Here is a 23588-nt window from a genome sequence, read left to right as displayed (position 1 = left end):
TTGGTGGGTGGGACAATAAAGCTGGTGTCGGGCTGAGCCCCACCAACAACAGTGCTAATACAGCCGGGTGCCTGAACCAACAGCGCCCGCGCGAACCACTACGAAATGGATGACCCATGCCCTCGCCTTCCGGCTCCAGCACCCTGAGCAAGCCTGCACCCCGCTTCGCTTCGATCGGATCCCCGTACTTTGGCATCATGCTCGCCATCATGGCCGTGGTGCTGATCCTGTCCAATATCGGCGCATCGAAGGGCGTCGTGCTTGGTCCGATCATCACTGATGGCGGATTCTTCCTGTTCCCACTGGCCTACATCCTGGGCGACGTCATGAGTGAGGTCTACGGCTTCAAGGTGGCACGCAAGGCCATCATTACCTCCTTCGCTCTCTCAGCCTTCGCTTCACTCTGCTACTGGGTGATCATCGTGCTGCCTGGCTTCACGGATGAGTACGGAACCGCCAAGCAGGCAGCCATCGAGGGCGCGCTGGGCCCGGTCCCGCAGATCGTGCTCGCTTCGCTTCTGGCCTTCCTGGCCGGTCAGACCATCAACTCCTGGATTCTGGTGAAAATGAAGGAGCGCACGGGCGAGAAGACCTTGTGGGCGCGGCTCATGGGTTCATCCGTTGTGGGCGAATTCGTGGACACCTTGATCTTCTGCAGCATCGCGGCCTCGGTCATCGGCATCACGGACTTCGGCATGTTCGCCAACTATGTCCTGGTGGGCTTCGTCTACAAGACTGGCGTGGAGTTCCTGTTCGTCCCGATCACGGTGTTGGTGGTCGGCTATATCAAGAAGCGTGAGCCGAGCTACGGGCCAGTCGCAGCCTAGGGAACCCCGCGAGACCTGCCACGCCAACCACAGCTAGGAGTAGTACCGGCCCAGCGTCTCCGCCTTGAACTCGAAGAAGTCCCCGGACTCGATGGCCAACCGCGCATCGTCCACCATCTTCACCACGAAGCGCTCGTTGTGAATGGAGATCAGAGTGGCCGAGACCATTTCCTTGGCCTTGTACAGATGGTGGATGTACGCGCGCGAGTAGTTTCCGCACGTGTAGCAGTCGCAGCCGTCCTGCAGTGGTCCGAAATCGGCCTTATAGCGCGCCCCGGAGAGGTTGAACCGACCGGACGGCGTATAGAAAGCTGAGTTTCGGGCCACGCGGGTTGGTGAGACACAGTCGAACGTGTCGGCCCCGTTCTCGATTGCCGTGAAGATATCGTCCGGCTCGGAAATGCCCAGCAGGTGCCGTGGCTTGTCCTCGGGGAGTTCCTCGTTGCACCAGCGCACAATCGTGCCCAGGTTTTCCTTCTCCAACGCACCACCGATCCCGTACCCGTCAAAAGGCATTGCCCCCAGATCCTGGCAGGCCTTTCGGCGCAGATCCTCGTACTGCGCACCCTGGATCACCCCGAACAGGGCCTGGTACGGCTTCCCGACTCGGGAAACAGTCAAACGGGCATGCTCTTCCAAGCACCTCAGGGCCCAGAGACGGGTCCGTTCCAGCGACTCCTCCTGGTAGGCCCGCGAGTTCTGCAACGTGGTCAGCTCGTCGAACGCGAACATGATGTCAGCCCCAATCTGATGCTGGACCTGCATGGAGATCTCGGGGGAGAAGCGGTGTCGGTCCCCGTTGAGGTGCGACTTGAACCACACGCCGTCGTCATCAATGTGCGCCAGCCGTTCCTTGCCTGGCGCCACCGCATCATCAGGGCCGGAAGTGTCCACATTCTTCATGTCGATGACCTTCTTGAACCCCGATCCCAGGCTCATCACCTGGAATCCGCCGGAATCCGTAAACGTCGGGCCGGACCAATTCATGAAGGCCCCCAGCCCGCCAGCGGCGTCGAGGATCTCAGGGCCCGGCTGCAGGTACAGGTGATAGGCGTTGGCCAGCACTGCCTGCGCACCGAGCCCGGCAATGGACTCGGGCAGCACGGCCTTGACTGTTGCTTTGGTTCCGACGGCGATGAACGCGGGCGTCTGGATGGTTCCGTGCGGCGTGGTGATGGTTCCGGTCCGGCCCAGGAAAGTGCCGCCATTGGCTTCGATCAAGGCGTCCGACGGCGAACACGTTTCGGTCAGGCGCTGGCCCACCGAAAACGAGAACTCGGTTTGCCGTGAAGAAAGACCCGGCAAGGCTGTGGACGGAGGAGACGAGGGCAGGAAAGCGGAAGCTGGCACGCTAACAAGTGTGCCAGCTTTACCCCGGGTAACCTGCGGAACCCTTCCTACGAGCTGTAGTTCTCATCCTTCCACTTGTCCCAGGATGACCTGATATCCGCCAAGGTGTGGGCCCCCAGATCGTAGGTGGAGGCAATCACCATGGAACCGCCGTCGGGCCTTTTGTCAGGGATCGGCAGTTGCTCGGCAACGATCAGCAATCCATCGCCGTGCTCTGCGTAGCTGTGAACAGTGAGCCCCACCTGGTGCCGGCTCTTGAACCAGACCTTGCCCGAAATCTCTTCACCGGTGGAAAGTTTGAGCGAATACTCATCCCCGACCGGCGGGAGGTCGCCAAGCCCCAGCTTTTCGATGGCGAGGCCACCACTTCCCGGAAGGGACACGAAGTGGGTGCGCCGTTGACCATGGGGGTGTCTCTCGAGGGCGAAACGGAGTTGTTGAAGGAAGGTCAGCCAGCCCTGCGTGATGTCCTCGTCCCATTCCGCCCACTCGGAGTCATGGTCCAGCGCGGCGCGGGTGACTTTGACTTCGGTGCCGCCGGAAACAGGGTGGAGCTCAAACTCATCCCCGGCGTGGACAGTCAGTTTGGTGTGATCCGCATTTTCCACAACATCCGGGTGAAAGTAGATCTGTTTGATTTCATCGGCGAGGTCATCGGCTTCCCATCCGTGCCATTGAGCCACCAGGGAGGGTTCGCGCAGCATTGTCCAAACCTGCTGCGCGTCGGCATTAATCACAACGCTCAGATTGTTCGTCATGGCCCCGAATCTACCGCCGTTCGCGTCCGTAATACAGGTCTTGAAGTTTACAAGTGCCGGGACTAGGCGGCTGCATCAGGACACCGCTCCTTCAGGCCCGCACAGCATCCAGTTCCATGCCGATGCGCCGGCCCAGTTCCTCTTCTCCGAGGGTCTCGGATCCACCGTGGGCCCGCAGGAACAACAGCGACTCCAGACGGAGGAACCGCCAGTCGCGTTCGGCTTCATGGTTGCCGTTATCGATTGCGCGGAAGATTTCCTTGTCGTACAAGTTCGGTTCGTTCAGGGCGCGTTGGCGGACCTTCGCGGCGATTCGGGCCTTGAAGGGGTCCGTTTCCTCCGACTCGTGGGCGCGCAGCAATTTCTCGTAGACGGCCGCGCGTTCGGTCTGTCCGCCCTCCCGGCAGATGAAGCTGGAGAGCGCCAGCGCGCGTTCGATCGACGCCCAGCGATCGGGGTTGCCGTCAAAGGGAAGCACGTTCAGGAGATCCGCCACGGCCAAGGCGTTGTCCGGATCGCGTAGCACAATGCAGAGATCGAACGCCAGGTTGCTGAGGTCCCGAAGGCAGCTGCCGGATTTGGTGTTGATGCCCTTCGCCAACCTCTCGGCGAGCACCTGAACGCCGTTCTTGCCCTTGTGATTGGCGACGGCGGCCCGCACTACGGCTTCAGGCGTTCCGGCCGGCTCGGGGATCAGCGCGAGCTCTTCGGGGACAGGCGTGGTAACCGCAGGCGGCGTTTCCGGGCGTGGGGGAACGACGACGGCGGAACCCGCTGCTGCGTCAGAGTCGCCTTCCAGCGAGGTGCTGGACTCCGCGTCATCTTCAGATTCAGGCTGGCGGACGGCGGCTTCGGGTGCGGCCGAGCCAGCCGAAGCTCCGTCACCCACTGGCACACTGGAGCCAACAGCGATCCGCACCGTCCCGCCGTCGACCCTTGTCACCAGCAGCAGCGCGGGAACGCCATAATCATCGTTCTGGACCTCGACGCTGCCGATCTCCTCGGCAGGCCCGTCTCCGGGCAGGAACACAAAGTCTCCGGGTTGCAGGTCCCCAGCCTGCTTTTCGCGGTATTGCTGTGAGGCTGGGCTGTGAGTCATCGGAAGTCCTTTGGTTCTCTTGCGGTCCGCCGTCCAGTCTACAAACTCCAGCCGCCGCAGGACGCGGGACCCGCTAAAGGACGATGCCGAACTATGGGACTATGCCCGAACTAGAGGACGATGCCCGAGAAAGCCAGCGCCTGGCGCACGAGGTTGCCGCGGCCGCCCTCGAACTCCTGCTGAACGTCGTCACCCAGGACTTCCTGCGGCGTCATCCACGTGAGTTCCAGGGCGTCCTGGCGCGGTTCACATTCGCCAGTGACGGGGATGATGAAGACCAACGACACCGCGTGTTGACGGTCGTCGGTGAAGCCTGTCTGGGACGGTGCGGGGAAGTATTCGGCCACCGTGAAGGGAACGGGGCTGATGGGCAGCTGCGGGAACGCGAGGGGGCCGAGGTCCTTTTCCATGTGCCGCAGCAGGGCTGCCCGGATGGTTTCACGGTAAAGGACGCGGCCGGAGACGAGGTAGCGAACCATGTTGCCGTCGGCGTCGCCCTGCAGGAGGGAACCGACTTCATTGACGTACCCGAGCGGATCCAGGCGAACGGGGACTGCCTCCACGTAGACCATGGGAAGGCGGCCGCGGGCTTCGAACAGGTCTTCGTCGGAAAGCCAGCCTGGATACGGGTCGGGTGTACGTACGCTCATGGTTAAGTTCTACCGCATCCCCAGCCGAAGTTTGGTGGCAGCGGCGCCGTGGCTGCGGGGTTACGCTCTCGGCTGTATTACGCGGCCGGGACTGGTGACTTCTCCACGACAACCGACGCCGGCGCCGCGCCGCTCACAGCATCCGGGTTGGCGACGTACAGGACGTCTTCGGTGATCCTGGCCTCGATGCCCGCAGCCTTGAGGCGCTCCAGCAGTGGTTCCAAATCGCCGTCGTACTCAAACGCGAGGTCCCCGTTGGTGGCGTCCGCACCGTGGATGATGCGCAGTATGCCGCCGTTCTTGGTGGTGAAGGTCGCCGATTCGTCGTCCTCCGTGCGTGGCCGGGCTCCGATGTTGCGCAAAACATTTGCGGAGAACGCCACCAAAGGGCTCACCCACGTCCCTGCCACCGTGAGTGCTGGGTCGGCATCAGTGGATGTGGCCCAGCTGCCATCTGCTGCCCGTCGCGCGGGGAAAGCAAAGAACTCGAAACCGTCATCGGCCGAGATCCGCACCGTGGGCCCGTAGGAGGCCTCATGGAGCTCTGCTTGGCTGCCCTCTTCCTCAGTACGGCGTGCGAACTCCTCCATATTCCCTACCTCCACACTGAAGATCGTGTAACCATCCAGTGGGTGGCCGTGCTCCAGCCGGCCCATCGCGAGGCGACCCGAGCCGGCGTCGAACTCTTGCCAGTCGCCGTCGTCCACCGTCTTCACCAAACCCAGCGCCTGCAGCAGCGTGGTCCACTGCTCAAAGTGCGATGTGTAGTGGATGGGGCGGGCTCGCAACATGGGTCCTCCTGGGCTGGCTTCGCTGGCACTCCGGCTTCTGACCTCCACACTATGCGGTCGGGTTTGCCGCAGAATGAATCCATGCCCATCGAGCTCGAAGAATTGATCGTCAAGGACGCGGCCGAATGGCGTGCGTGGCTTGAGGCGTACGCTGCCGACAGCCCGGGTGTGTGGTTGGTCCTGCATAAAAAGGGTGGGAACGTCACGGAGCTGGATTACGACGCCGCGCTGGACGAGGCGCTGTGCTTCGGCTGGATCGACGGCCAATCAAAAAGCCGCGACGCCGACAGCTACTTCCAGCGCATGACACCCCGGGGGCGCCGGAGCATCTGGTCAGCACGGAACGTTGGGCATATTGCCCGCTTGGACCAGGAAGGCAAGATGACCGCCGCGGGATGGGCCGCCGTCGACGCCGCCAAAGCCGATGGGCGTTGGGAAGCTGCCTACGCCGGTCCTGCGGATTCCGTGGTTCCTGATGATCTCGCTGCTGCCATCGCCGCTGTCCCGGAGGCACAGGCCATGTTCGACGTCCTGACGTCCCAGAACCGCTTCGCCCTCATACACCGGACCAACCTGGTCAAAAGGGCAGAGACGAGGGAGCGGAAGATCGCTGGTTTCGTGGAGATGCTTGCCCGGCACGAGGCGCCATACCCGCAGAAGAAGCGTCCGGCTTCGGAGCCCAGGCAGGCTTCCCAATCCGGATAGCTCAGGCCTCGGGTGCGAACGCCACGCCTTCGCCCACGACGCGAAGGCAGAGTTCGGTGCCAGGCTTGGTGATGGAAGCGTTCCAGTGTCTGATGGTGATGATCTCTCCTCCGCCGGGGTAGCGGTGGCCATTTCCGGAGAGCACGCCGTCAGCCGCGGTGTAAGCGCCGAGCCGTATCCGGACGGTCGTTTCGGGACCGAAGTAGTCCGTGTCTACAACGACGCCCCGGATCGGGCCGTCGGGTGCGATGCGTATCTGCTCCGGGCGGAGCATGAGCTGCACTTTGCCCTGTGCTGGTGGCCGGCGGACGGGAATCCCGCCGAGTGAACACGTGGCCAGGGACCCTTCCATCCAAGCGTCCAGGATCACGGCGTCGCCGAGGAATTCGGCCGTCGCGCGGTCAGCTGGCCGCGTATAGACCACGAATGGGTTGCCAATCTGCGCCAGTTTTCCTCCGCGCATGATGGCCACTTGGTCGGCAAAGGAAAGAGCTTCGGCTTGGTCGTGCGTTACGAGGATGGTTGTGACGCCTGCAGCGTTGAGCACCTTGGCCACAGCCCGGCGCGTAGCTACGCGGAGCCCGGCGTCGAGAGCCGAGAACGGCTCATCCAGCAACATGAGCTCCGGTTCGCGGGCCAGGGCACGTGCCAAGGCAACGCGCTGTTGCTGGCCGCCCGACAACTGGTGCGGACGCCGCTTCGCCATGGAGCCGTCCAAGGACACCATTTCGAGCAGTTCCTGGACGCGGGAAGCAACGGCCCGGCGGCCGCCGTCGAGCTTTCCGGAATCCAAGCCAAAAGCGACGTTCTGTCCCACGGTCAGGTGCGGGAAAAGCGCTCCATCCTGGGCGACGTATCCCACCTGCCGTTTGTGCGCAGGGAACCACACTCCATTGCCCGCAACCGTTGAGCCGTTCAGGGAAATGGTCCCGGTGTCTGGGTGCTCGAAGCCTGCGATCAAGCGAAGCAGCGTGGTTTTGCCGGAGCCGGAAGGACCCACAATGGCGGTGGTTCCGCCCTTGGCCACGGAAAGATTGACCCCCTTCAGCACAGCCTGGGAACCGAAATTCTTTGTGACCTCAGAGATGTCCAAGTGCGTGTTGGTGGTGGGCACAATGGACGGCGCCACGCGGGGTGACGGGAGCCTGGGTGGAGATTGTTCGGTCACTGTCCGGCCACTTTCTTGGACTGTTGGAAAAGAAGGTAGGTCATCGGGGCGGAAAGCACGATCATCAGCAGCGCATAGGGTGCGGCGCCTGTGTAGTCGATCTCGCTGCTCTTGCTCCAGAACTCCGTTGCCAGGGTGCGGGTTCCATTGGGCGAGAGAAGAAGCGTGGCCGTGAGTTCGTTGACGATGGCCAGGAAGACAAGCGCAGCCCCGCCTGCTGCCGCCGGTGCGGTGAGCCGCAAGGTCACCCTGAAGAAGGACACCAGCGGAGCTTTGCCAAGGGATTGAGCGGCTTCATCGAGCTCTTTGGGGGCCTGGGCCAGTCCGGAGCGGATGTTGACCAGCGCCCGGGGAAGGAAGAGGAGAACATAGGCGGCCACCAGCACGCTGGCACTTTGGTAGATGCCGGGAACTGCGCGGATGCTGACGGTGACGAAGGCGAGGCCCACCACGATTCCGGGCAGGGAGCTGGTGACGTAGTTGGACAGTTCAAGCATCTTACTGAACCAGCTGGGATGCCGAACCGCCAAGTAGGCCATGGGAAAGGCAACGATCGTGGTAACTGCCGCGCCGGCAGCGCCGTACACGAGGGTCTGCAGCAGCGCGGGCATGAATTCGTCGGCGGCCCATACCTCAGCACCTCCGGCAAAAAGCCAGCGCAGGACGAACCAGACAGGAAGCCCAAACGCCAACCCTGTCAGGGCAAGCAAAGCGAGCTGCGCCGGAGCTTGGTATCCGCCCAGAGGCGCCCGTGTTGCTTTGGCCTGGGCACCTGAGCCAATCCGGGCATAGCGGGCGGTGCCTCGGCTCTTGACTTCGGCAAGGAGAAGAAGCAGGCAGAGGAAGACCAGGACGCTGGCCAGCATGTTTCCAGCGGCACCGTTGAACGTCGACTGGAACTGGACCATGATCGCCGTCGTGAAGGTATCAAAGCGGATCATTGCGAAAGCGCCGTACTCCGCAAGGAGGTGCAGGGCGACCAGCAATGCACCTCCGGTCATTGCGATACGAAGCTGGGGGAGCACCACTCGGAAGAACACGGCCCAGGAACCCAAGCCGAGCGACGCGGCGGATTGTTCGATCGCCGGATCCAAGCGCCCCAGCGTGGCGGCGGCGGGAATGTAAACCAAAGGGAAATAGGAGAGGGTGGCGATCAGCACGCCGGACCAGATGCCCTCCATGGAAGGTACGGCCGATACCCACGCGTAACTGTTGACGAAGGCGGGAATGGCAAGCGGTGCCGCTAGTGCAACGGCCCACCAGCGGCTCCCTCGCAGCTTGGTGCGCTCAACCAGCCAAGCGCCGCCCACCCCAAGAATGAGGCACAACGGCACCGTCAAGACCGTCAACATGATGGTGTTCAACAGCAGTTCGCCCACGCGGGGGCGAACAATGAGTTCGACGGCGGTGTCCCAGCCTGTCGTTGCCGTCATGAAGATGACGTAGCCCAAGGGCATCAGGGAAAACAGCGCGATCAACACCGCCAGCAAGGACACCGTGGAAACGCCGAATGGCGGGCGAGGGCGTTTGCCCTTGCCCGCCGTCGTCGTGCTCCCTGCCGACTGTGGAATGTCGGGAGCCGAAAGATCAGTGCTCACAGAATTACAGGAGTCCTGCCTTGGTCATCAGATCGGTGACCTTTGTGGAGTTCAGCTTGGCCGGGTCAACGGTGGGTGCCTGCAGCTCCTTGATGGGCACAAGCTTGTCATTGGCATCTACCTGCGAGGCGATGGCGTACTCGAACGAGGTACCGGTCTTCAGGATTTCCTGTCCCTTCTTGCCGGTGATGAACTTCAGGAATGCCTGGGCATCTGCTGCCTTCTTGGACGACTTCAGGACACCGCCACCGGAGACCGAAAGGAACGCGCCCGGATCCTGGTTCTTGAAGAAGTACGGTGTGACGTTCTTGGAGTTCTCGCCGGTCTTGGCCTGGTCGCCATAGTAGTAATAGTGGTAGATCAGGGCGGCGTCCACTTCACCAGCGTTGACGGCCTTCATGGCCGTGCTGTTGCCCTTGTAGGCTTTGAAGTTTTCCTTCATGCCCTTGAGCCACTCTTCCGTGGCGGCTTCGCCCTTGAGTTCGAGCAGCGCTGCGACGATCGCCTGGAAGTCAGCACCGGACGGTGAAGCGGCCCACTTGCCCTTCCACTCCGGGTTCGCCAGGTCCAGCATCGACTTGGGCAGCTTGTCTTCGCTGATCTTGTTCTTGTCGTACACCAGGACGGTGGAGCGGGCTGCGATGCCGGTCCACTTGCCCGTGGAAGGACGGAATTCAGCGGGGACCTGGTCCAGTGTGGCCTTGTCTACGTCGGCAAACAATCCGGCATTCTCAACCTGCGCCATTGCGGGGGAGTTCTCTGTCAGGAATACGTCTGCCGGAGAAGCTGCACCTTCCTGGACAATCTGGTTGGAAAGTTCGGTATCCGAGCCCTGCCTCATGGTGACCTTGATGCCGGTTTCCTTGGTGAAGGCGTCCACCCATTCCTGGGTCAGGCTCTCATGCTGCGCGTTGTAGACCGTGATGCCTTCGCCCGAAGCAGCCGCATCCGACGGCGAACCGGAGGCGGCAGGCGTGCTGGCGTTGGAGCCACAGGCGGTGAGGCCAAGGGCGGCGGATGCGAGCAGGGCGATGCCCGCCAGCGCGTTTTTGGAGAGCTTCATAAGGGCTTCTTTCTGCGAACAAAGACACAGAGTGCCAAGCTTTGGGCTTGTTCCGTGTGAGCGGGAAGGTTTGGGGGAACCCGCTGAGAAAAGCGTAGGTTAGGCAAACCTATGCTTCCAAAGCCTGAAGGGCTTATGTGACAAGGATCACAACAATTACGTAACTGTTGCGTGCCCTAATTGCTAGCTCGCCAGCGTGGCTGCCGCCTCCAGTGTCATCCATGCCTGCAGTTGGGTGGAAAGCTCGACGGCGGTCCCCGCTGGATACGTCTCCCTCGCCGGGCGCAGGGGGTTGGGGGAGAAGGTGGGACCCGGATACTTGGGATCACTGGTGGACTCCCAGCGGCCATCCCAGAAGGCCCCGGCTGTGCTGAATACAAGGCCTCTGGCTGCCTTGCGCGTGGTTTCCGGGAGGCGCTGATCCCTCGCGGCGAGTGCAAGGTAACGGATCAGGATGCCGGTAAAGAGGCCCCCATCCCCGGTTCCATCACCGTGAATTACTTGCGTGCCGGGCATCGTGAGCTCCCTTGCAACGGCTTCGATCAGATGGGCGGCGCGGTCCAGGTTCTCCACTCCGCCCAGTTCCAGGAGTGCCCCAAGGATTGGCCCTTGGTTGTAGGTGTAGATCGCATCTTCGAGGATTACTTGCCCCTTGCGCAGCCGTAATCCGTCGAGATAAAGGCCTCGATCGGGGTGAAGGAGCTTACCGTTCAGCCAATTCACCAGGGCTTGAGCCCTCTCACGGTGATCGGTTCGTGCGAAGTAGAGGGCCACAGGGGCCGTTGCCGGGGTGTTCTTGAAGTCCCTCTTGGTACTCCAGAATGCTCCGCCACCCAGGTCGTCCGTGGAGGCTGAGTCGAATTGAAGCGTCAGCTTCCGGCGGATGTACGCATTCCGGCGACGTCCGGGCTTTCGCGTCTCCTCGGCCAGCTTTTCCAGCCGAAGCGTGGACAATGCCAGCCAGGCCATGTCGTCGTAGTAATTGTTGACGTACCGGAAGAAGTTTCTGAGCCGGATGGTGGTGACCAGCCGGGAAGCGAGCCGTCCCGCGCTCGGGCGGGAGTCGCCGTCGAACTTTCTCTTGGCGGCCAGTTCCCGCCGACCCGTGTCCACCAAGCAGTCGACGTAGTGCGCCTGCCACCAGTAGTGCCATGGACCGAGAAGGCTGCGGATGCCCCTGGAGGGGGTGCTGATGGCGCCGATGTGGGTGCCTGGGAGGAAAAGCAGCCGTCGACCGAAGGCGCGTGTGACAGAACGGGCGGCCTCATCTGCGCGAATGGCCCACATTGCCGCCTCCGTTGCGGGTGGTTGCTGGCCGGCGGGACTGCTTTCGGTGGGCATGGAACCAGCCTATCCGGGGCTCGGGGTGCGCTCGATCACAATTCCAGTTAACATGCATTAACGGATTTGAGTTCTGCATCAAGGAGGATGGATGGACATCAAGGGCACGGTCGCGCTGGTCACCGGCGGGGCGTCAGGCTTGGGCGCGGCAACCGCGAAGCGTTTGTTCGACGGCGGAGCGTCGGTGGTGCTGGTGGACCTGCCAAATTCTGCCGGGGAGGATTACGCGGCGGAGTTGAACACCATTGGCTCGGCGGCTGGCTCGAACCGAGCTGGCTCGAATGCCGCGGGTTCCGCTGGTGGGGATTCAGTTCCACGGGCTGTCTTTGCCCCCGCAGACGTGACCAACGAAGCCCAGGTCCAGGCCGCCGTCGACGCCGCCGCTTCGTTGGGAACCCTGCGGATCGTAGTTAACTGCGCAGGCATTGCCACGCCGGGCAAGGTCCTGGGCCGTGATGGTGTCCTGCCGCTCGAGGCATTCAACAAAGTCATCCAGATCAACCTCGTTGGAACCTTCAACGTCATCCGCCTGGCAGCTGCAGCCATGGTGGAAAATGAGCCGGTCACTACCGAATTAGGCGGCCCGGAACGCGGAGTCATCATCAATACGGCGTCCGTCGCCGCTTTCGAAGGGCAGATCGGCCAGCCAGCCTATGCCGCATCCAAGGGTGCTGTTGCGGCGATGACACTGCCCCTGGCGCGCGAGTTCGCCCGCTCCCTGATCCGGGTTGCTACCATTGCCCCCGGCATCTTCGAGACTCCGATGATGGCCGGATTGCCCCAAGCTGCCCAGGAGTCGCTCGGCCAGCAAGTACCCCATCCTGCGCGGCTCGGCCGCGCGCCCGAATACGCCAATCTTGCCGCCCACATCGTCGAGAATGCGATGCTGAACGGCGAGACGATCCGGCTGGACGGCGCCATCCGCATGGGCCTGAAATGATGGGGGACTACAGCGGAGGGCCGGCTCCCGCGGGTTCGGGGCGCTACATACCGGCGTCTGTGGCGGACCTGCCCAAGGCCGACTTCTTCGACTTTGAGTCTCTCCTGAGTGTCCAGGAACAGCGGAAACTCAACGAGCTCCGCTCCTTCCTTGCCGCCGAGATCGCGCCCTACGCCGGACAGTGGTGGGACAAAGCCGAGTTCCCCGAACACATCCTGCCCAAGCTCGCGGCCCTCCGGCTCAGTGCTCCCGCCCAGCGCGGCTACACACATTTGTTCGCCGGGCTGGTCATTGCCGAGATGACACGGGTGGACACCTCCATCGCGACGTTCTTCATGGTCCATCATGATCTCTTCGTTGAGTCGCTCTACGACTTTGGCAGCGATGTCCAGCAGGACAAATACCTCGACGACGCCTCAAACCTCCGCACAACGGGCGCCTTCGCGCTCACCGAACCAGAGCACGGATCCGACGTCGCGGGCGGTATGCAGACAACAGCACGCCGTGTGGAAAGGGCGGAGTCCGACGGCGGCGATTACTGGGTGATCAACGGCGCCAAGCGCTGGATCGGCAACGGGACGTTCTGCGACTACATGCTGGTTTGGGCCAAAGATGAAAGCGATGGTGCTGTACGAGCATTCATTGTGGACGCCTCACTACCGGGTATCACGCGGAGCCGGATAGAGAACAAAATTGCCCTGCGGACAGTGCAGAATGCCGACATTCTCTTCGAAGACGTCCACGTCACGGAATCAGACCGTTTCGCAGGAATCAGCAGTTTCGCGGACACGAACCACCTCCTGCGCGGCTCACGGATCATGGTTGCCTGGCAGGCAGTCGGCCAGCAGTTGGCAGCCTTCGATGTCGCACGGCAGTATGCGGTGGAACGACTGCAGTTCGGTAAACCCCTTGCCCGGTTCCAGCTGATCCAACAGCACCTGGTGGACATGCTCGGCAACGCCGTGGCCAGCATGGGAATGATGGTGCGGATCGCCCAACTTCAGGAGGGCATTTCCCGCGACGCACAAGGTGCCCGGCACGGCGGTGCCGACATGTCACAGGTGGCTCTGGCAAAGGCCTACTGCAGTGCACGCATGCGTGAAAGTGTGGCCTTGGGACGCTCCATCCTGGGCGGAAACGGTATCGTCACCGACTACAAAATTGCCAAGATCTTCGCCGACGCTGAGGCCATCTTCACCTACGAGGGCTCATACGAGATCAACTCATTGATCGTGGGCCGTGCAGTAACGGGTGTCTCTGCGATCGTCTAGCCAGCCGCTGTCCGGGTTCCCGGCGCTTTACTCCTGAGGGATCTTTTCGCCAGCCTCAACGCGGACGTCGATGGAATTTCCGCGGACCGGCATCGGGCAGGTGCCATAAGGGGTAAAGGCGCTGGGGTAGTTGATGGCGCGGTTGAAATCGATCACCACAGATCCATCAGGGCGTGGGCGGGGAATGAAAACCTTCCTCCACTCGTCCGTGGTGTCGCCGTTGGTTTCATCATGGAAGGTCACGTTCAAAGCGCCGAGTTTCTCTTCCTCAGCATGGAGTCGAACTTCATGGGCAACGCCAGGAACCCGGAACACCACCTCCCCGACCGAACGATGAACGCCGTCCACCAAGGGGTTGGCCGTTCCGATGGGTACATCCACCGGCTGGTCATAGGGTTCGAACCGACCCTGAATCACCCAGTCCGGGTTGTAATCGTAGGTGGGAACCCCAGTGAAGTCCGTAAAAACAGGCGAGCCCGCATCTCTGGTCCGGATGGCATACTTGTCCGCCCGCATCGCAAGCTCCACCACCACCTGCTTGCCGTCTTCGCCGCCGTACTGCACCCACATCAGGGACTCTTCATCCTGCAGGGTTGCCGTCACGGTGCCATCAACGCTTTCGCCGGTTTCAACGAGGGTCAGGCCGTCCTCGCTGGTGGCCGTGAGGGTTGCAGTCCTGCCATCCGTTGACCACAGGCCCGGGGCAAACTCGACTTCTGCCGGCTCCGACTCGAGCCACTGAAACGATGTGAGCGTCAGCCAGCCGTGATCCGAGGCCAGTGCTGCATTTCGAGACGCTCGGAACCGCTCCCAACGGGCAAGCTGGGCATCTGTTGCAGTGGTGGGCGAGCTCATGATTCTCCTCGTCAGATGTGAGCCACGGTTGGGCGGCTTTGCAATCTCCTCAACTATGCGCCGCACCGGTGCATTCCCGGAAGCGTGCAGCATTGAGCGTGGAACCCCGACCATGCGTCCGGATGCGTGCAACCCTATGAGTGCAACCCTATGCGTGCAACGATGGGCCGCGCATCGTGTGCGCGGCCCATCGTTTGCTTGAGATCGCCATTCGCAGTGGAGCCTATGAGTCCTTGCGGTCTTGCATGGCTATCGGGATGTCCGTGGCCATCCGACTCGGCCTTTTGCTATTTAGTGCTGACGACGAGCCGATCGCCTGACGCCCAGGAAAGCGAGCAACGATCCCAAGGCCAACAGTGCAGCGGCTGCGTAGATGAAGGCTGGGCTTTGAGCGCCAGTAGTAGCCAGGGGTTCTGGTCCTGCAACTTCTGCGGGCTGAGTGGGCTCGTCAGTGGCTACAAGTACCGGGCTTGTGGTGCTGGCGCTTGGGCTGGGTGTTGCGGTGCTGATGCTAGGGCTGGGCGTGGGTGTTGCGGTGCTGGGGCTCGGTGTCGGCGTCCGCGTGGGTGTGGGTGTGGGTGTTGCGGTGCTGGGGCTCGGCGTCGGCGTGGGTGTTGTTGTCGGCTTGGGTGTTGCGGTGCTGGGGCTCGGCGCGGGTGTGGGTGTTGCGGTGCTGGGGCTCGGCGTCGGCGTGGGTGTTGCGGTGGTGGAGCTCGGCGTCGGCGTGGGTGTTGCGGTGGTGGGGCTCGGCGTGGGTGTGGGTGTCGGGGTCGGTGTGGGTGTTGCGGTGGTGGGGCTCGGCGTGGGTGTGGGTGTTGCGGTGCTGGGGCTCGGGGTCGGCGTGGGCGTCGGTGTCGGGCTTGCCGTTCCGTTGCCTGTTCCGTCAGCGCGCGTCCGCCGGGTTTCGGCCCCAACGGGGGTTTCCTCGCCTGCAATAGTCACGGTTCCGCTGTTGGTGTAGACGTCCAGCTTCTTGTCGGTCACTTTGGTGACGACGAACAGCTCCACCCGTTCGCCCTTGGGCAGGCCCGTCCATCGCACCGTTGCTTCTTGGGGAGTGCACTCGACAGTTGCGGGGTATCGCTCGTTGTCCATTGGCTCGGTGATGTTTCCGGAGCTGCTGACAACCTTGCCCACCCGCGGAGTGACGTGGTCACAATCGATTTCCATGCCAGCGGCGGGCGTGTCGGTGACAACGACGTCGTTTGATTCTGAAGGCATCGGAGGCATGTAAAAGATGGATTCAAGTTCAGTTTGGGGAGCGTCGGCCCACCACATGGACTTCCCCGCCGAAGTAGGGGGAGCGGGATCGCAGTCTTTGGTGCATGGACCATCGACATTCACAGGCACGCGTACCACTGTGGATCCCACGGTGAAGTTCAGTTCCGTCGTTTCGCCGGTGCCCGGCTGCACAGTATATTGCGTACTGAAATTGCACGTCCCACCCACATTGTTGGGATGGTCCGCCACGAAGTCGGTCAACGTGAAGACCACTTGTCCGGCATCGTTCGCTGCTGCCTTGGCGACCGTTACGCCGTCGGCGTTGTCAAGATCAAATGACGCGGCACCAAACCATCGAAGCTCTGGTGGTAGCTGGAGGTTGAAGGTATCGCCCGGTTGCGAGTTGTCAGGAACGGACCACTGACAGGTCAGGTCTACTTGGTCCCATTGGTTCGTAACTACTGAATCCGTGCTGATGGTGACCGCCGCACCCGGGATCACGGCAGCATTGGCTGGCCCTGCCGACCAGGCGAGCCCGAAGGCTGTCACCACAACAGCCAGTAGCGCGGCCACCAAGGAGGCAGACTTTAGATGGAGCTGATTCTTCATGTGTTGGATGGTCCTTCGAATGCGGAAGCGTGTCTCGTCGCATGGTGAGTGGCGGCTCAACGCTGTTCGTGACGGCACCAACAGGCTTCACTCACATTGCCTCGGGAATGTAGTCCTGAGGCGCGGGCTCTGAAGAGGCATTTGCCAACGGGAAGAACTGCATGCGCGCGGGTCGCAGGGCTCCTTCGCCCAGGCTTTCCATGGCAGTCCTGCACTCCATCAGTTGCCCAAGGTTGTTCGCCGAGAGAGGTAACAGCACGTGGACAGCAGAATTCTTGTACATGGCAGTAGCACCTGTCCCGTGCAGCTGCCGTTGAACAGTTTCTCCGAGCCGCGCCAGCAGGGTCCAGCGATGACTGCGGCTCTCAAGGGGCTGGGGCAGTGACAGGATCGCAAGGGCGTAAGGGTGGGAACATGCCGTTCCAAAAATGGAGAGTTCGTGGATTTGTCGCTGGAAATGGGCTTGCGTGGCCAGGCCCGTCTCAACGTCCGTGCACGAAATCGCTGGTGCAGAATCGGCGGCCTCTGCCCATCCCTCAGCCAAGGATTGGAGAGCCTCTATATCCATGTTCCGGTCTGCCGCGAGGAAGAGGGCGCGGAAGTCCGTCATGGTTTCGCTGATTCCAACGCCGTTCCTAGCCCGCGCCGCGCCCAAGGATCTTGCTGTAGGAGGTGGAACATTGGCTCGAGTTGCCAGCGATGTCACCACCGTGCGGACCTCGGGCAGGAACCAGTCTGCGGGGAACCGCCAACCATTCTGATAACTGGTGGTCTGCCATCTGCGCATCAACAGGTGTCGGGAAAATGTACATTCGGCGAATGATTTTGTCCGGAACGATGTCATATCCGAATAGTGCGTCCGACTAAGGATTCATGACGAAAAGCGGTGGAAGGACCTCTTTGGTAAAGAGCCTATACAAATTCGCGTCATGACTTGAGCTTGATGCGCACTGCGTATATATGGGCACGATTTTATACGTTGTGGGGCTGCCTTAAATGGCATCCGGGACAGGTACTGACAACGCTTCCAGCGCGGGAGTTGAGAGCGATGGTCATCTTATCGGGTTGGTGCGGGGCGGTGACATGTCCGCATTCGACGAACTGTACGAACGCCACATGTCCGTCGCGTCCACAGTGGCCCGGCGAAACGTGGACAATCCAAGTGACGCCGAGGATGTTGTGGCCGAGGCTTTCCAAGCCGTATTGCAGAGCCTGGTTGCGGGACGGGGGCCGGACACCTTCTTCAGGGCGTATCTGCTGTCCACTGTCACCCGTCTGTCACATCATCGGAACCGGAAGGCCGGGAGGTCGCTGCCCAGTAGCGATGACGCAATTCTTGACCGTACGCTGCCGGATCCCGATGCTGTAGTCAAAGCCTTCGAATCCCATACGGTCGCAAAGGCATTTCGCGCCCTTCCCGAACGGTGGCAGGCCGTGCTGTGGTATCTGGACGTGGAAAGAATGAAGCCAGCGGCGGTGGCGCCGCTTCTGGGTCTGTCCGCGAATGCCGTGTCAGCACTGGCGCTTAGGGCACGGGAAGGCCTGAGGAGGCAATACCTGCAGGCCCATGTGGCGGAAGAACCGGACAGCGACTGCGCTGGATTCGCGTCGAAACTCGGTACCTTCATTCGAGGTGGACTTTCAAGGATTGCTGAACGCAAGATGCGTCAACACCTTAATGGTTGCTCGAAATGCACCGGCGCTCTCTCGGAACTAAAGGACGTTCAGGGAACCATGAGGGCTGTGCTTATTCCGCTGGTGACCGGCGTACCTCTCGCCACCTTGGCAGCCAAGGGTGCCGGACTGGGTTTCCTGGGAGGGCTGGTCCCCATCAAGGCAGCGATAGTGGTCCCGGCTATCGGGCAACCAGCGGTAATGGCCATGGTGGCGGTAGCAGGATTGGGCCTGGCTCTAGGCGCGGTTGGAATCGTTGGTCGCTTGACGCCGGATGTCCCCATGGAGCAGTTGGCCATTGAGACAAGTTCCTCCCATCAGGAGTCATTCGTAGGGACTCATGCCCCCACTCCCACAGCGACGCCGATGCCGAGCCTGCCATCGCCGGCGTCGCCAGCTGCAGTTGAGCCAGCGCCGTCAAGCGCCGGGCATGAGGGCTCAAACGCTGGGGCCGAACCCTTGGTCGCCGCCCCGGTACCTTCCGGCATGGAATCCCAGCCGCCCTCGCAACAATCTGTTCCTTCGCCGGACCCCGCCTCATCAGCGGCAACTGCCCTTCCCGCGTCACTTGTAGCGGTGACAGCCTCGGTGCGGATACCAAAGGACCATGGTTCCGGCATGACGGCCATGGAGGTGGACTTTGGGATCGGCGGTTCACAGTCCCTGGGACCGGCCAAAGCCGTGTTCTCTGTGGAGCCGGATGCACGGATCCAGGAGAGTTCATTGATTGCTCCGGAAGGGTGGTCGTGCTCGATGGAGGGGCGGACAGCCGTCACGTGCATTACAGGTTCGGCACGGCGGAGCGACCTCCATTTTCAGGTTTCAGCCCAGTCCAAGCGAAAAAAGGGCGCCGGTGTCCTGACATATTCCTTGAGTGGAAGTGGTCTTGCAGCTGGCGAATTTGTGCACAAATACTGACCCCGAATCACTGCTGGATACAGCGTCACGAACCTATTGCTCAGGCCACTACCTCAGAGGCGGTGCCCCGAGAGGGCAGTCGCCCATTTATCTGTGCAATTTAGGGGAAATATGAAAGCGACGTTGTTGGCCGCTGCGGGCTTGCTGGGCGCGTTGGCGGCGGTTTGGGCTTTGCTCCCGATCGGTCAAAACTGGTTCGTTCGCAGGTTCAGCTCGCCGCATGGCCTCCGATGGGCCATGGCAAGTTTGGGCGCCCTGTTGCTGCTGTCTCTGGTGGGATGCGCAATGGGGCCGACGCAGCGCCCATGGCTTGAGGTTGTAGTCCTGCTCGCAGGAGCCGCGTTGATTGTGGGCTTTCTTGTCGCGCCAGCCTTCAGGATTCACCATGGTGTGGCCATTCAGCCTCGAAGGGTGCTGGCCATAGGAGCGCACCCTGATGACCTGGAATTGGCTTGCGGTGCCACCCTCGCCAAATTGGCCGATGCCGGGCATGAAGTCCGAACCATGGTTATGAGCTCGGGGGGAAAGGGAGGAGACAGCGCCATCCGTCTCACCGAAGCCGCATCGGGCTCGGATTTCATGGGTGCGTCCAAGGTCCATGTCCACGACTTTACGGACACCAGCCTCGCGGAACATGGGGATGAAATGGTCCAAGCGATTGAAGCCGTGATGGCCGATTTTCGCCCTGACGTTGTGATTACCCATTCCCGTAACGACTACCACCAGGACCATCAGGCCGTACACAGTGCGACTATGCGGGCCGCCCGCCAGCACTCCTCCATCCTGTGCTTCGAGAGTCCTTCATCCACACGGCAGTTCGATCCCAGTGTCTTCGTGGATATCGCGGGGTATGTGGACGTGAAGATTCACGCCGTTGCCATGCACCGGAACCAAAAGGGCAAGCCATATATGAGTGCAGAAAGAGTCCGCAGCCTCGCAGCGTTCAGGGGCTCGCAAGTGAAGACGACATATGCAGAGGGTTTCGAACCTGTTCGACTACTTGGCTCTGCGGTAGGGGAGTTCTGATGGTCCGGGTACTGGTAACAGGCGTTGGAGGGCCAGCTGGCTCCTCCTTGGCGGATCAGCTGAGGGAACTGGGACACTGGGTCCTGGGCGTTGATATGCAACCGGTCCACGGTTCAGCGGCTGACATGGTCTCCTTGGTATCGGCCTCCAGTTCTCCCGACTACCTGTGGGAATTGCGGGGACTCGTGGGCGCCCATGGCATCGAGCTCGTGGTGCCAACCGTCAGCGATGAACTCGTGCTCGTTTCCGAAGCCCGGCAAGGGTTCGCTCCTAATGTCGAGGTCCTCATTGCCGAACCCGCACCCGTTCGAATCGCGAATGACAAGTTCCTCACCATGAGGTGCCTTGCCAATGCAGGCGTCGCTGTCCCCGATTTCGGGCTCCCCGGCGATTTCGCCTCTGTCAACGAGGCGATGGCGCGGTTAGGGGGGTCCCTGGTGGTCAAGCCACGGATTTCGCGCGGTGGACGCGGGGTTCAGATCCTGGAAAAGACTGGCGACGGCGGCCGGAACGCGGCCCGCGTCTGGTCCTCCTTGGACGATTCCTGGATCGTGCAACGATTCGCGCCTGGAACGGAGTACGCGCCCGTGGTCCTCCACAGCAGGCCGGAGCCGGGTCAGGACGATCTTGTGGTGGTGTTGGAGAAGACAGAACTCAAAGAGGGGCGGGTGGGTAACGCCGTGTCCGTCAGGAGGATTGAGGGAGCCGAGAGTGCCGACGTGGCTCAATTGGCTGATTCAGCCGTGACCGCGCTCGGATTGACTGGACCTGTCGACGTGGACGTGCGCCGTCTGCAGGACGGAAGTCCGGTGGTACTGGAAATTAACGCGAGGTTTGGCGCAAACAGTGCGTTCGCCCCCGAACTCCTGGAGAACGTTCTTGGCCGATATGTGGCCGGTCGATTGACCGGAAGGCCTGCGTGACACCTCTTGATGCTGCCCTGGCATTTGTCCAGATTGGAGGCGTACTGATTCTCGGTTTCGGTGTGGTCAAAATCGTCTATGTTCCACTGGCCTTGTATTTCAATCGGCTTTACCGTTCCAACTCTGCCAAGCATCGTTATTCCGTCATCACTGACCGGCCGTTGGTCTCGGTGATCGTGCCCGGCTACAACGAGGCCGTGGTGATCACCAGTTGCGTGGAGTCGATCCTTGCCAGCCGCTACCTTCGTCTGGAAGTGATTCTGGTGGACGACGGTTCCACTGATTCCACCGCCAGCATCATGGCCGGGCTTGCAGATCAATATGATCGGGTGCGATTTCTCTCCCAAACGAACGCGGGGAAGGGAGCTGCGCTCAACTATGGCATCGCTAAGGCCAATGGCGACATCCTGATGTTTGTCGATGCCGACGGAATTTTTGCCCCCGACACCCTGATGCGCATGCTCGAGGGTTTTGATCACACCAAGGTGGGAGCGGTGTGCGGCGACGACCGGCCGGTTAACCTGAATCGCGTTCAAACGATGATGCTTGCCGTTCTAAGCCATGTCGGGACCGGCCTGGTCCGCAGAGCCTTGTCCTTGTTGCATTGCCTGCCAATCGTCTCCGGGAACATAGGTGCCTTCCGCCGTGACGTAGTCCAGCTGGTAGGCGGTTTTCACGAGGACACGCTCGGTGAGGACCTTGAGCTTACTTGGCGTGTCTATAAGGCCGGCTACCGGGTAAGGTTCCAGCCCTCAGCGCTGGTTTATGCCGAGTCGCCGTCAACGATGGGCGGGTTGTGGCGGCAGCGCGTTCGGTGGTCGCGGGGCTTGCTGCAGACGCTCCGGATGCATATGGGCATGCTTGGGCGGCGGCGTTACGGCTTGTTTGGCATGTTCCTTTTGTTCAACGCCATCACCATGGTGGTGATCCCTATGCTGCAACTAGCCATCTTGGCGGTGCTTCCTTTCCTGTACCTTGCTGGTTCAGGTCCCGTACCCGCTGAAGTCCTCGCCATTCTTGGTTGGTTGGGATTGTTTGTATCCCTTGCGCTGATCGTCTTCTCCATTGGCCTCAACAGGTCATGGAAGGATCTTCGTTTTCTGTGGACGTTGCCACTGTGGCCCCTGTACTCGGTATTCGTTGGACTGGCTTTAGCCAGCGCAATCGTCAAGGAGATCCGCGGCAGCCCTGCCCTGTGGAACAAGTTGCAACGGACCGGCGTGATCTCCGTAACTGCCGCTGAGGCCAGCCCCCGTTACGAGGCAGGGGTATGAAGACTATTGGACCTTCGACGTTCATTGCCAGGCTAACTGCTTCGTTGGTGGCCTCGGTCCTCGTTGTTGCATTCTCGGGCGTCACCGCCTGCGCACGAGAACCGGAGCATCGTCCCGTGGACCGCATGGTAAATCTTGGCTTTGAGGACGTCGTCAACGAGGACACCTCGCACCTTGTTGACTTGGCGGAGCGATTGGATGCAGTGAACGCAACAGCTGTGTCGATTTCCGTAGGACGCACAGACTGGACGGCTTTTCCCTGGTCCGGCCACGCAGAGGCCAGATCTTATGAGGTTTCCAGCACGAAAAGAGACTTCGTGGGGGAGTCGATCTCAGCATTGGGGGTGGCGAAAAACGGCACGCAACGTGATGTGATCCTCACGATCGATGTCCTGTTGGACCGTGCGCTGAGTGAGGACCCCTCCCTGGCAGGACGAAATATCGCTGGAGAGCCATCCAAGTCCTTCGCCAGTGTGTCGTCCCTGCGGCACGGCAAGGCAGGCGCCCGCTTGGCTTCCTTGGCTGCCGCCGTCGCGAAGAAGTACCGGCCCACAGCCGTGAATCTCACGGAATTGATGTTTGATGATTTCACCTTTGGCAGTGAAGACTTCGATGACTTCAAAGCCACCACCGGTGAAGGTGACTGGCCCCGGAACCATGAAGGTGGCATTGATCAGTCAGATGCCCGGATCAACACGTGGCGGAGCGAAGCCATGGCGGACATTGTGCGGAGGGTGGGAGCCGCCGTCGAACCCTATAGTGTACGACTGGAAATGGACGTCCGCTCGCCGCGGGATTCACCGTCGGCGGATCGCGCTGACAGCGGCCATGACTACGACCTCTTGCTCAAGCAGCTCTACCGGCTCCACGTTTGGGAGTACGTAGGACTCAATGCAGAGCGCTCGCCGCAGACGAAGGACCTCGCTGAAGCCCTGACCCGCCGCGCGGGCTCCCGCATGTCGTTGTCTATCGGGCTGTGGTCCGATGACGGCACGATCTCTGCGGAAAGGTTCGGAACGGCGTTGCATGAGGCTGTTCGGGGCGGGGCAACATCCGTGTCGGTGACACCCGCAAGCCTCATGGACGCCGGGCATTGGGAGGTCTTGCGGAAAGCCTGGGCCCGGTAATTATGGGCTGTCCGGTGCTCACCCCGGGGGCGTACCCTGAGCGCATGGGCATGGAATCCGTGATGGCGGCAGTAGTGAGCCTGGCACTGATTGTGGGATCGGTTTGGGCTGGCACGCGACTGGTGCAGAAGGGTGTTTCGGCGAAGGGGGCAACGGGCACACTCGGGAGTGTCCTCTCCACGATCGAGCCAGCCACAGGTGCGCCGACCAAAATGGAGGCGGCGGCAGCCCGGGAGGAAATGCGGCAGCGAAGGCACGAGAAATTGGTAGCCGGCCCGGGCACCGCAGAGGCCGCCCTGTTCACCGGGAAGGTGGTCCTGCCGCCGTCGGCCGGCATGATCGCGAAGCAGCAATCCGGTGACGCCAAAATCTGAGACGTATTCCCGCACTGGAGTCCTGT

At 61.5% G+C, this 23588-nt stretch carries 22 protein-coding genes; 10 read left to right on the top strand and 12 right to left on the bottom strand.

Translation table 11 applies throughout. The features are described 5' to 3' along the window. Positions 1–116: 116 nt before the first annotated feature. Positions 117–827 carry a queuosine precursor transporter gene (locus tag AC1DD5_RS16520; RefSeq protein ID WP_477519208.1) on the top strand — a complete coding sequence of 237 codons (711 nt, stop codon included), beginning with the start codon at positions 117–119 and terminating at the stop codon, positions 825–827. 33 nt (positions 828–860) lie between these two features. Here AC1DD5_RS16520 and tgt read toward each other — a convergent pair whose 3' ends face one another. The 5 genes from tgt to AC1DD5_RS16495 all read right to left on the bottom strand — a co-directional run bounded on the left by tgt (position 861) and on the right by AC1DD5_RS16495 (position 5475). Next, positions 861–2177 carry a tRNA guanosine(34) transglycosylase Tgt gene (gene tgt, locus AC1DD5_RS16515; protein ID WP_477519207.1) on the bottom strand — a complete coding sequence of 439 codons (1317 nt, stop codon included), beginning with the start codon at positions 2175–2177 and terminating at the stop codon, positions 861–863. A 47-nt stretch (positions 2178–2224) separates the two neighbouring features. Then, complete coding sequence (locus AC1DD5_RS16510; RefSeq protein WP_477519206.1) at positions 2225–2935, bottom strand: SRPBCC family protein; 711 nt, start codon at positions 2933–2935, stop codon at positions 2225–2227. 91 nt (positions 2936–3026) lie between these two features. Next, on the bottom strand, positions 3027–4034 hold the full coding sequence (locus tag AC1DD5_RS16505; protein WP_477519205.1) for a DUF6707 family protein: 1008 nt from the start codon (positions 4032–4034) through the stop codon (positions 3027–3029). A 110-nt stretch (positions 4035–4144) separates the two neighbouring features. Continuing rightward, on the bottom strand, positions 4145–4684 hold the full coding sequence (locus tag AC1DD5_RS16500) for an NUDIX hydrolase family protein (protein ID WP_442017403.1): 540 nt from the start codon (positions 4682–4684) through the stop codon (positions 4145–4147). Between the two features lie 77 nt (positions 4685–4761). Further along, positions 4762–5475, bottom strand: coding sequence for a hypothetical protein (locus tag AC1DD5_RS16495; RefSeq protein ID WP_442017402.1), 714 nt, complete (start codon positions 5473–5475; stop codon positions 4762–4764). 81 nt (positions 5476–5556) lie between these two features. Here AC1DD5_RS16495 and AC1DD5_RS16490 point away from each other — a divergent pair, with 81 nt between their 5' ends. Further along, positions 5557–6180 carry a YdeI/OmpD-associated family protein gene (locus tag AC1DD5_RS16490; protein ID WP_442017401.1) on the top strand — a complete coding sequence of 208 codons (624 nt, stop codon included), beginning with the start codon at positions 5557–5559 and terminating at the stop codon, positions 6178–6180. A 1-nt stretch (position 6181) separates the two neighbouring features. On the opposite strand, the gene AC1DD5_RS16485 is transcribed toward AC1DD5_RS16490, so the two are convergent. The 4 genes from AC1DD5_RS16485 to AC1DD5_RS16470 form a co-directional block, all read right to left on the bottom strand. After that, entirely contained in the window at positions 6182–7348 is a 1167-nt protein-coding gene (locus AC1DD5_RS16485; RefSeq protein WP_442004674.1) for an ABC transporter ATP-binding protein, read from the bottom strand. Beyond that, the gene (locus tag AC1DD5_RS16480) at positions 7345–8946 is read right to left on the bottom strand and encodes an ABC transporter permease (protein WP_477522144.1); all 1602 of its coding nucleotides are present in this window, start codon (positions 8944–8946) and stop codon (positions 7345–7347) included. The genes AC1DD5_RS16485 and AC1DD5_RS16480 overlap by 4 nt, the downstream gene beginning before the upstream one ends. A 4-nt stretch (positions 8947–8950) precedes the next feature. Further along, complete coding sequence (locus AC1DD5_RS16475) at positions 8951–10009, bottom strand: iron ABC transporter substrate-binding protein (RefSeq protein ID WP_442017399.1); 1059 nt, start codon at positions 10007–10009, stop codon at positions 8951–8953. Between the two features lie 183 nt (positions 10010–10192). Further along, positions 10193–11350, bottom strand: coding sequence for a glycoside hydrolase family 76 protein (locus tag AC1DD5_RS16470; RefSeq protein ID WP_477522143.1), 1158 nt, complete (start codon positions 11348–11350; stop codon positions 10193–10195). A 91-nt stretch (positions 11351–11441) separates the two neighbouring features. Here AC1DD5_RS16470 and AC1DD5_RS16465 point away from each other — a divergent pair, with 91 nt between their 5' ends. Both AC1DD5_RS16465 and AC1DD5_RS16460 read left to right on the top strand, forming a co-directional pair. Next, entirely contained in the window at positions 11442–12290 is an 849-nt protein-coding gene (locus AC1DD5_RS16465; protein WP_477522142.1) for an SDR family NAD(P)-dependent oxidoreductase, read from the top strand. Further along, on the top strand, positions 12290–13561 hold the full coding sequence (locus tag AC1DD5_RS16460) for an acyl-CoA dehydrogenase family protein (protein WP_442017447.1): 1272 nt from the start codon (positions 12290–12292) through the stop codon (positions 13559–13561). The genes AC1DD5_RS16465 and AC1DD5_RS16460 overlap by 1 nt, the downstream gene beginning before the upstream one ends. A gap of 27 nt (positions 13562–13588) precedes the next feature. Here the strand turns inward: AC1DD5_RS16460 and AC1DD5_RS16455 are convergent, their stop codons facing one another. The 3 genes from AC1DD5_RS16455 to AC1DD5_RS16445 all read right to left on the bottom strand — a co-directional run bounded on the left by AC1DD5_RS16455 (position 13589) and on the right by AC1DD5_RS16445 (position 17033). Next, on the bottom strand, positions 13589–14416 hold the full coding sequence (locus AC1DD5_RS16455; protein ID WP_442017396.1) for a DUF1684 domain-containing protein: 828 nt from the start codon (positions 14414–14416) through the stop codon (positions 13589–13591). Between the two features lie 291 nt (positions 14417–14707). Further along, positions 14708–16246: an Ig-like domain-containing protein gene (locus AC1DD5_RS16450; RefSeq protein WP_477522141.1), complete on the bottom strand. Its 1539-nt coding sequence runs from the start codon at positions 16244–16246 to the stop codon at positions 14708–14710. A gap of 91 nt (positions 16247–16337) precedes the next feature. Then, on the bottom strand, positions 16338–17033 hold the full coding sequence (locus AC1DD5_RS16445; protein WP_442004681.1) for a hypothetical protein: 696 nt from the start codon (positions 17031–17033) through the stop codon (positions 16338–16340). 209 nt (positions 17034–17242) lie between these two features. On the opposite strand from AC1DD5_RS16445, the gene AC1DD5_RS16440 reads away from it, so the two are divergent. From AC1DD5_RS16440 to AC1DD5_RS16415, 6 genes are all read left to right on the top strand, one after another. Beyond that, on the top strand, positions 17243–18838 hold the full coding sequence (locus tag AC1DD5_RS16440; protein ID WP_442004682.1) for an RNA polymerase sigma factor: 1596 nt from the start codon (positions 17243–17245) through the stop codon (positions 18836–18838). A 111-nt stretch (positions 18839–18949) separates the two neighbouring features. Beyond that, entirely contained in the window at positions 18950–19864 is a 915-nt protein-coding gene (locus AC1DD5_RS16435) for a PIG-L deacetylase family protein (protein ID WP_442017392.1), read from the top strand. Then, positions 19864–20787, top strand: a complete 924-nt coding sequence (locus tag AC1DD5_RS16430) for an ATP-grasp domain-containing protein (protein WP_477522140.1) — start codon at positions 19864–19866, stop codon at positions 20785–20787. The genes AC1DD5_RS16435 and AC1DD5_RS16430 overlap by 1 nt, the downstream gene beginning before the upstream one ends. Further along, the gene (locus AC1DD5_RS16425) at positions 20784–22061 is read left to right on the top strand and encodes a glycosyltransferase family 2 protein (protein WP_477522139.1); all 1278 of its coding nucleotides are present in this window, start codon (positions 20784–20786) and stop codon (positions 22059–22061) included. The genes AC1DD5_RS16430 and AC1DD5_RS16425 overlap by 4 nt, the downstream gene beginning before the upstream one ends. Next, positions 22058–23188 (top strand): hypothetical protein, encoded by a 1131-nt coding sequence (locus AC1DD5_RS16420; protein ID WP_477522138.1) that lies wholly within the window; start codon positions 22058–22060, stop codon positions 23186–23188. The genes AC1DD5_RS16425 and AC1DD5_RS16420 overlap by 4 nt, the downstream gene beginning before the upstream one ends. Before the next feature lie 44 nt (positions 23189–23232). Then, positions 23233–23562, top strand: coding sequence for a hypothetical protein (locus AC1DD5_RS16415; protein ID WP_477522137.1), 330 nt, complete (start codon positions 23233–23235; stop codon positions 23560–23562). Positions 23563–23588 lie beyond the last annotated feature (26 nt).

This window comes from Paenarthrobacter sp. 10L420 (assembly GCF_056395385.1).
Note: the sequence above shows the minus strand (reverse complement) of the source record. Positions and strands in the feature narration are given on the sequence as shown.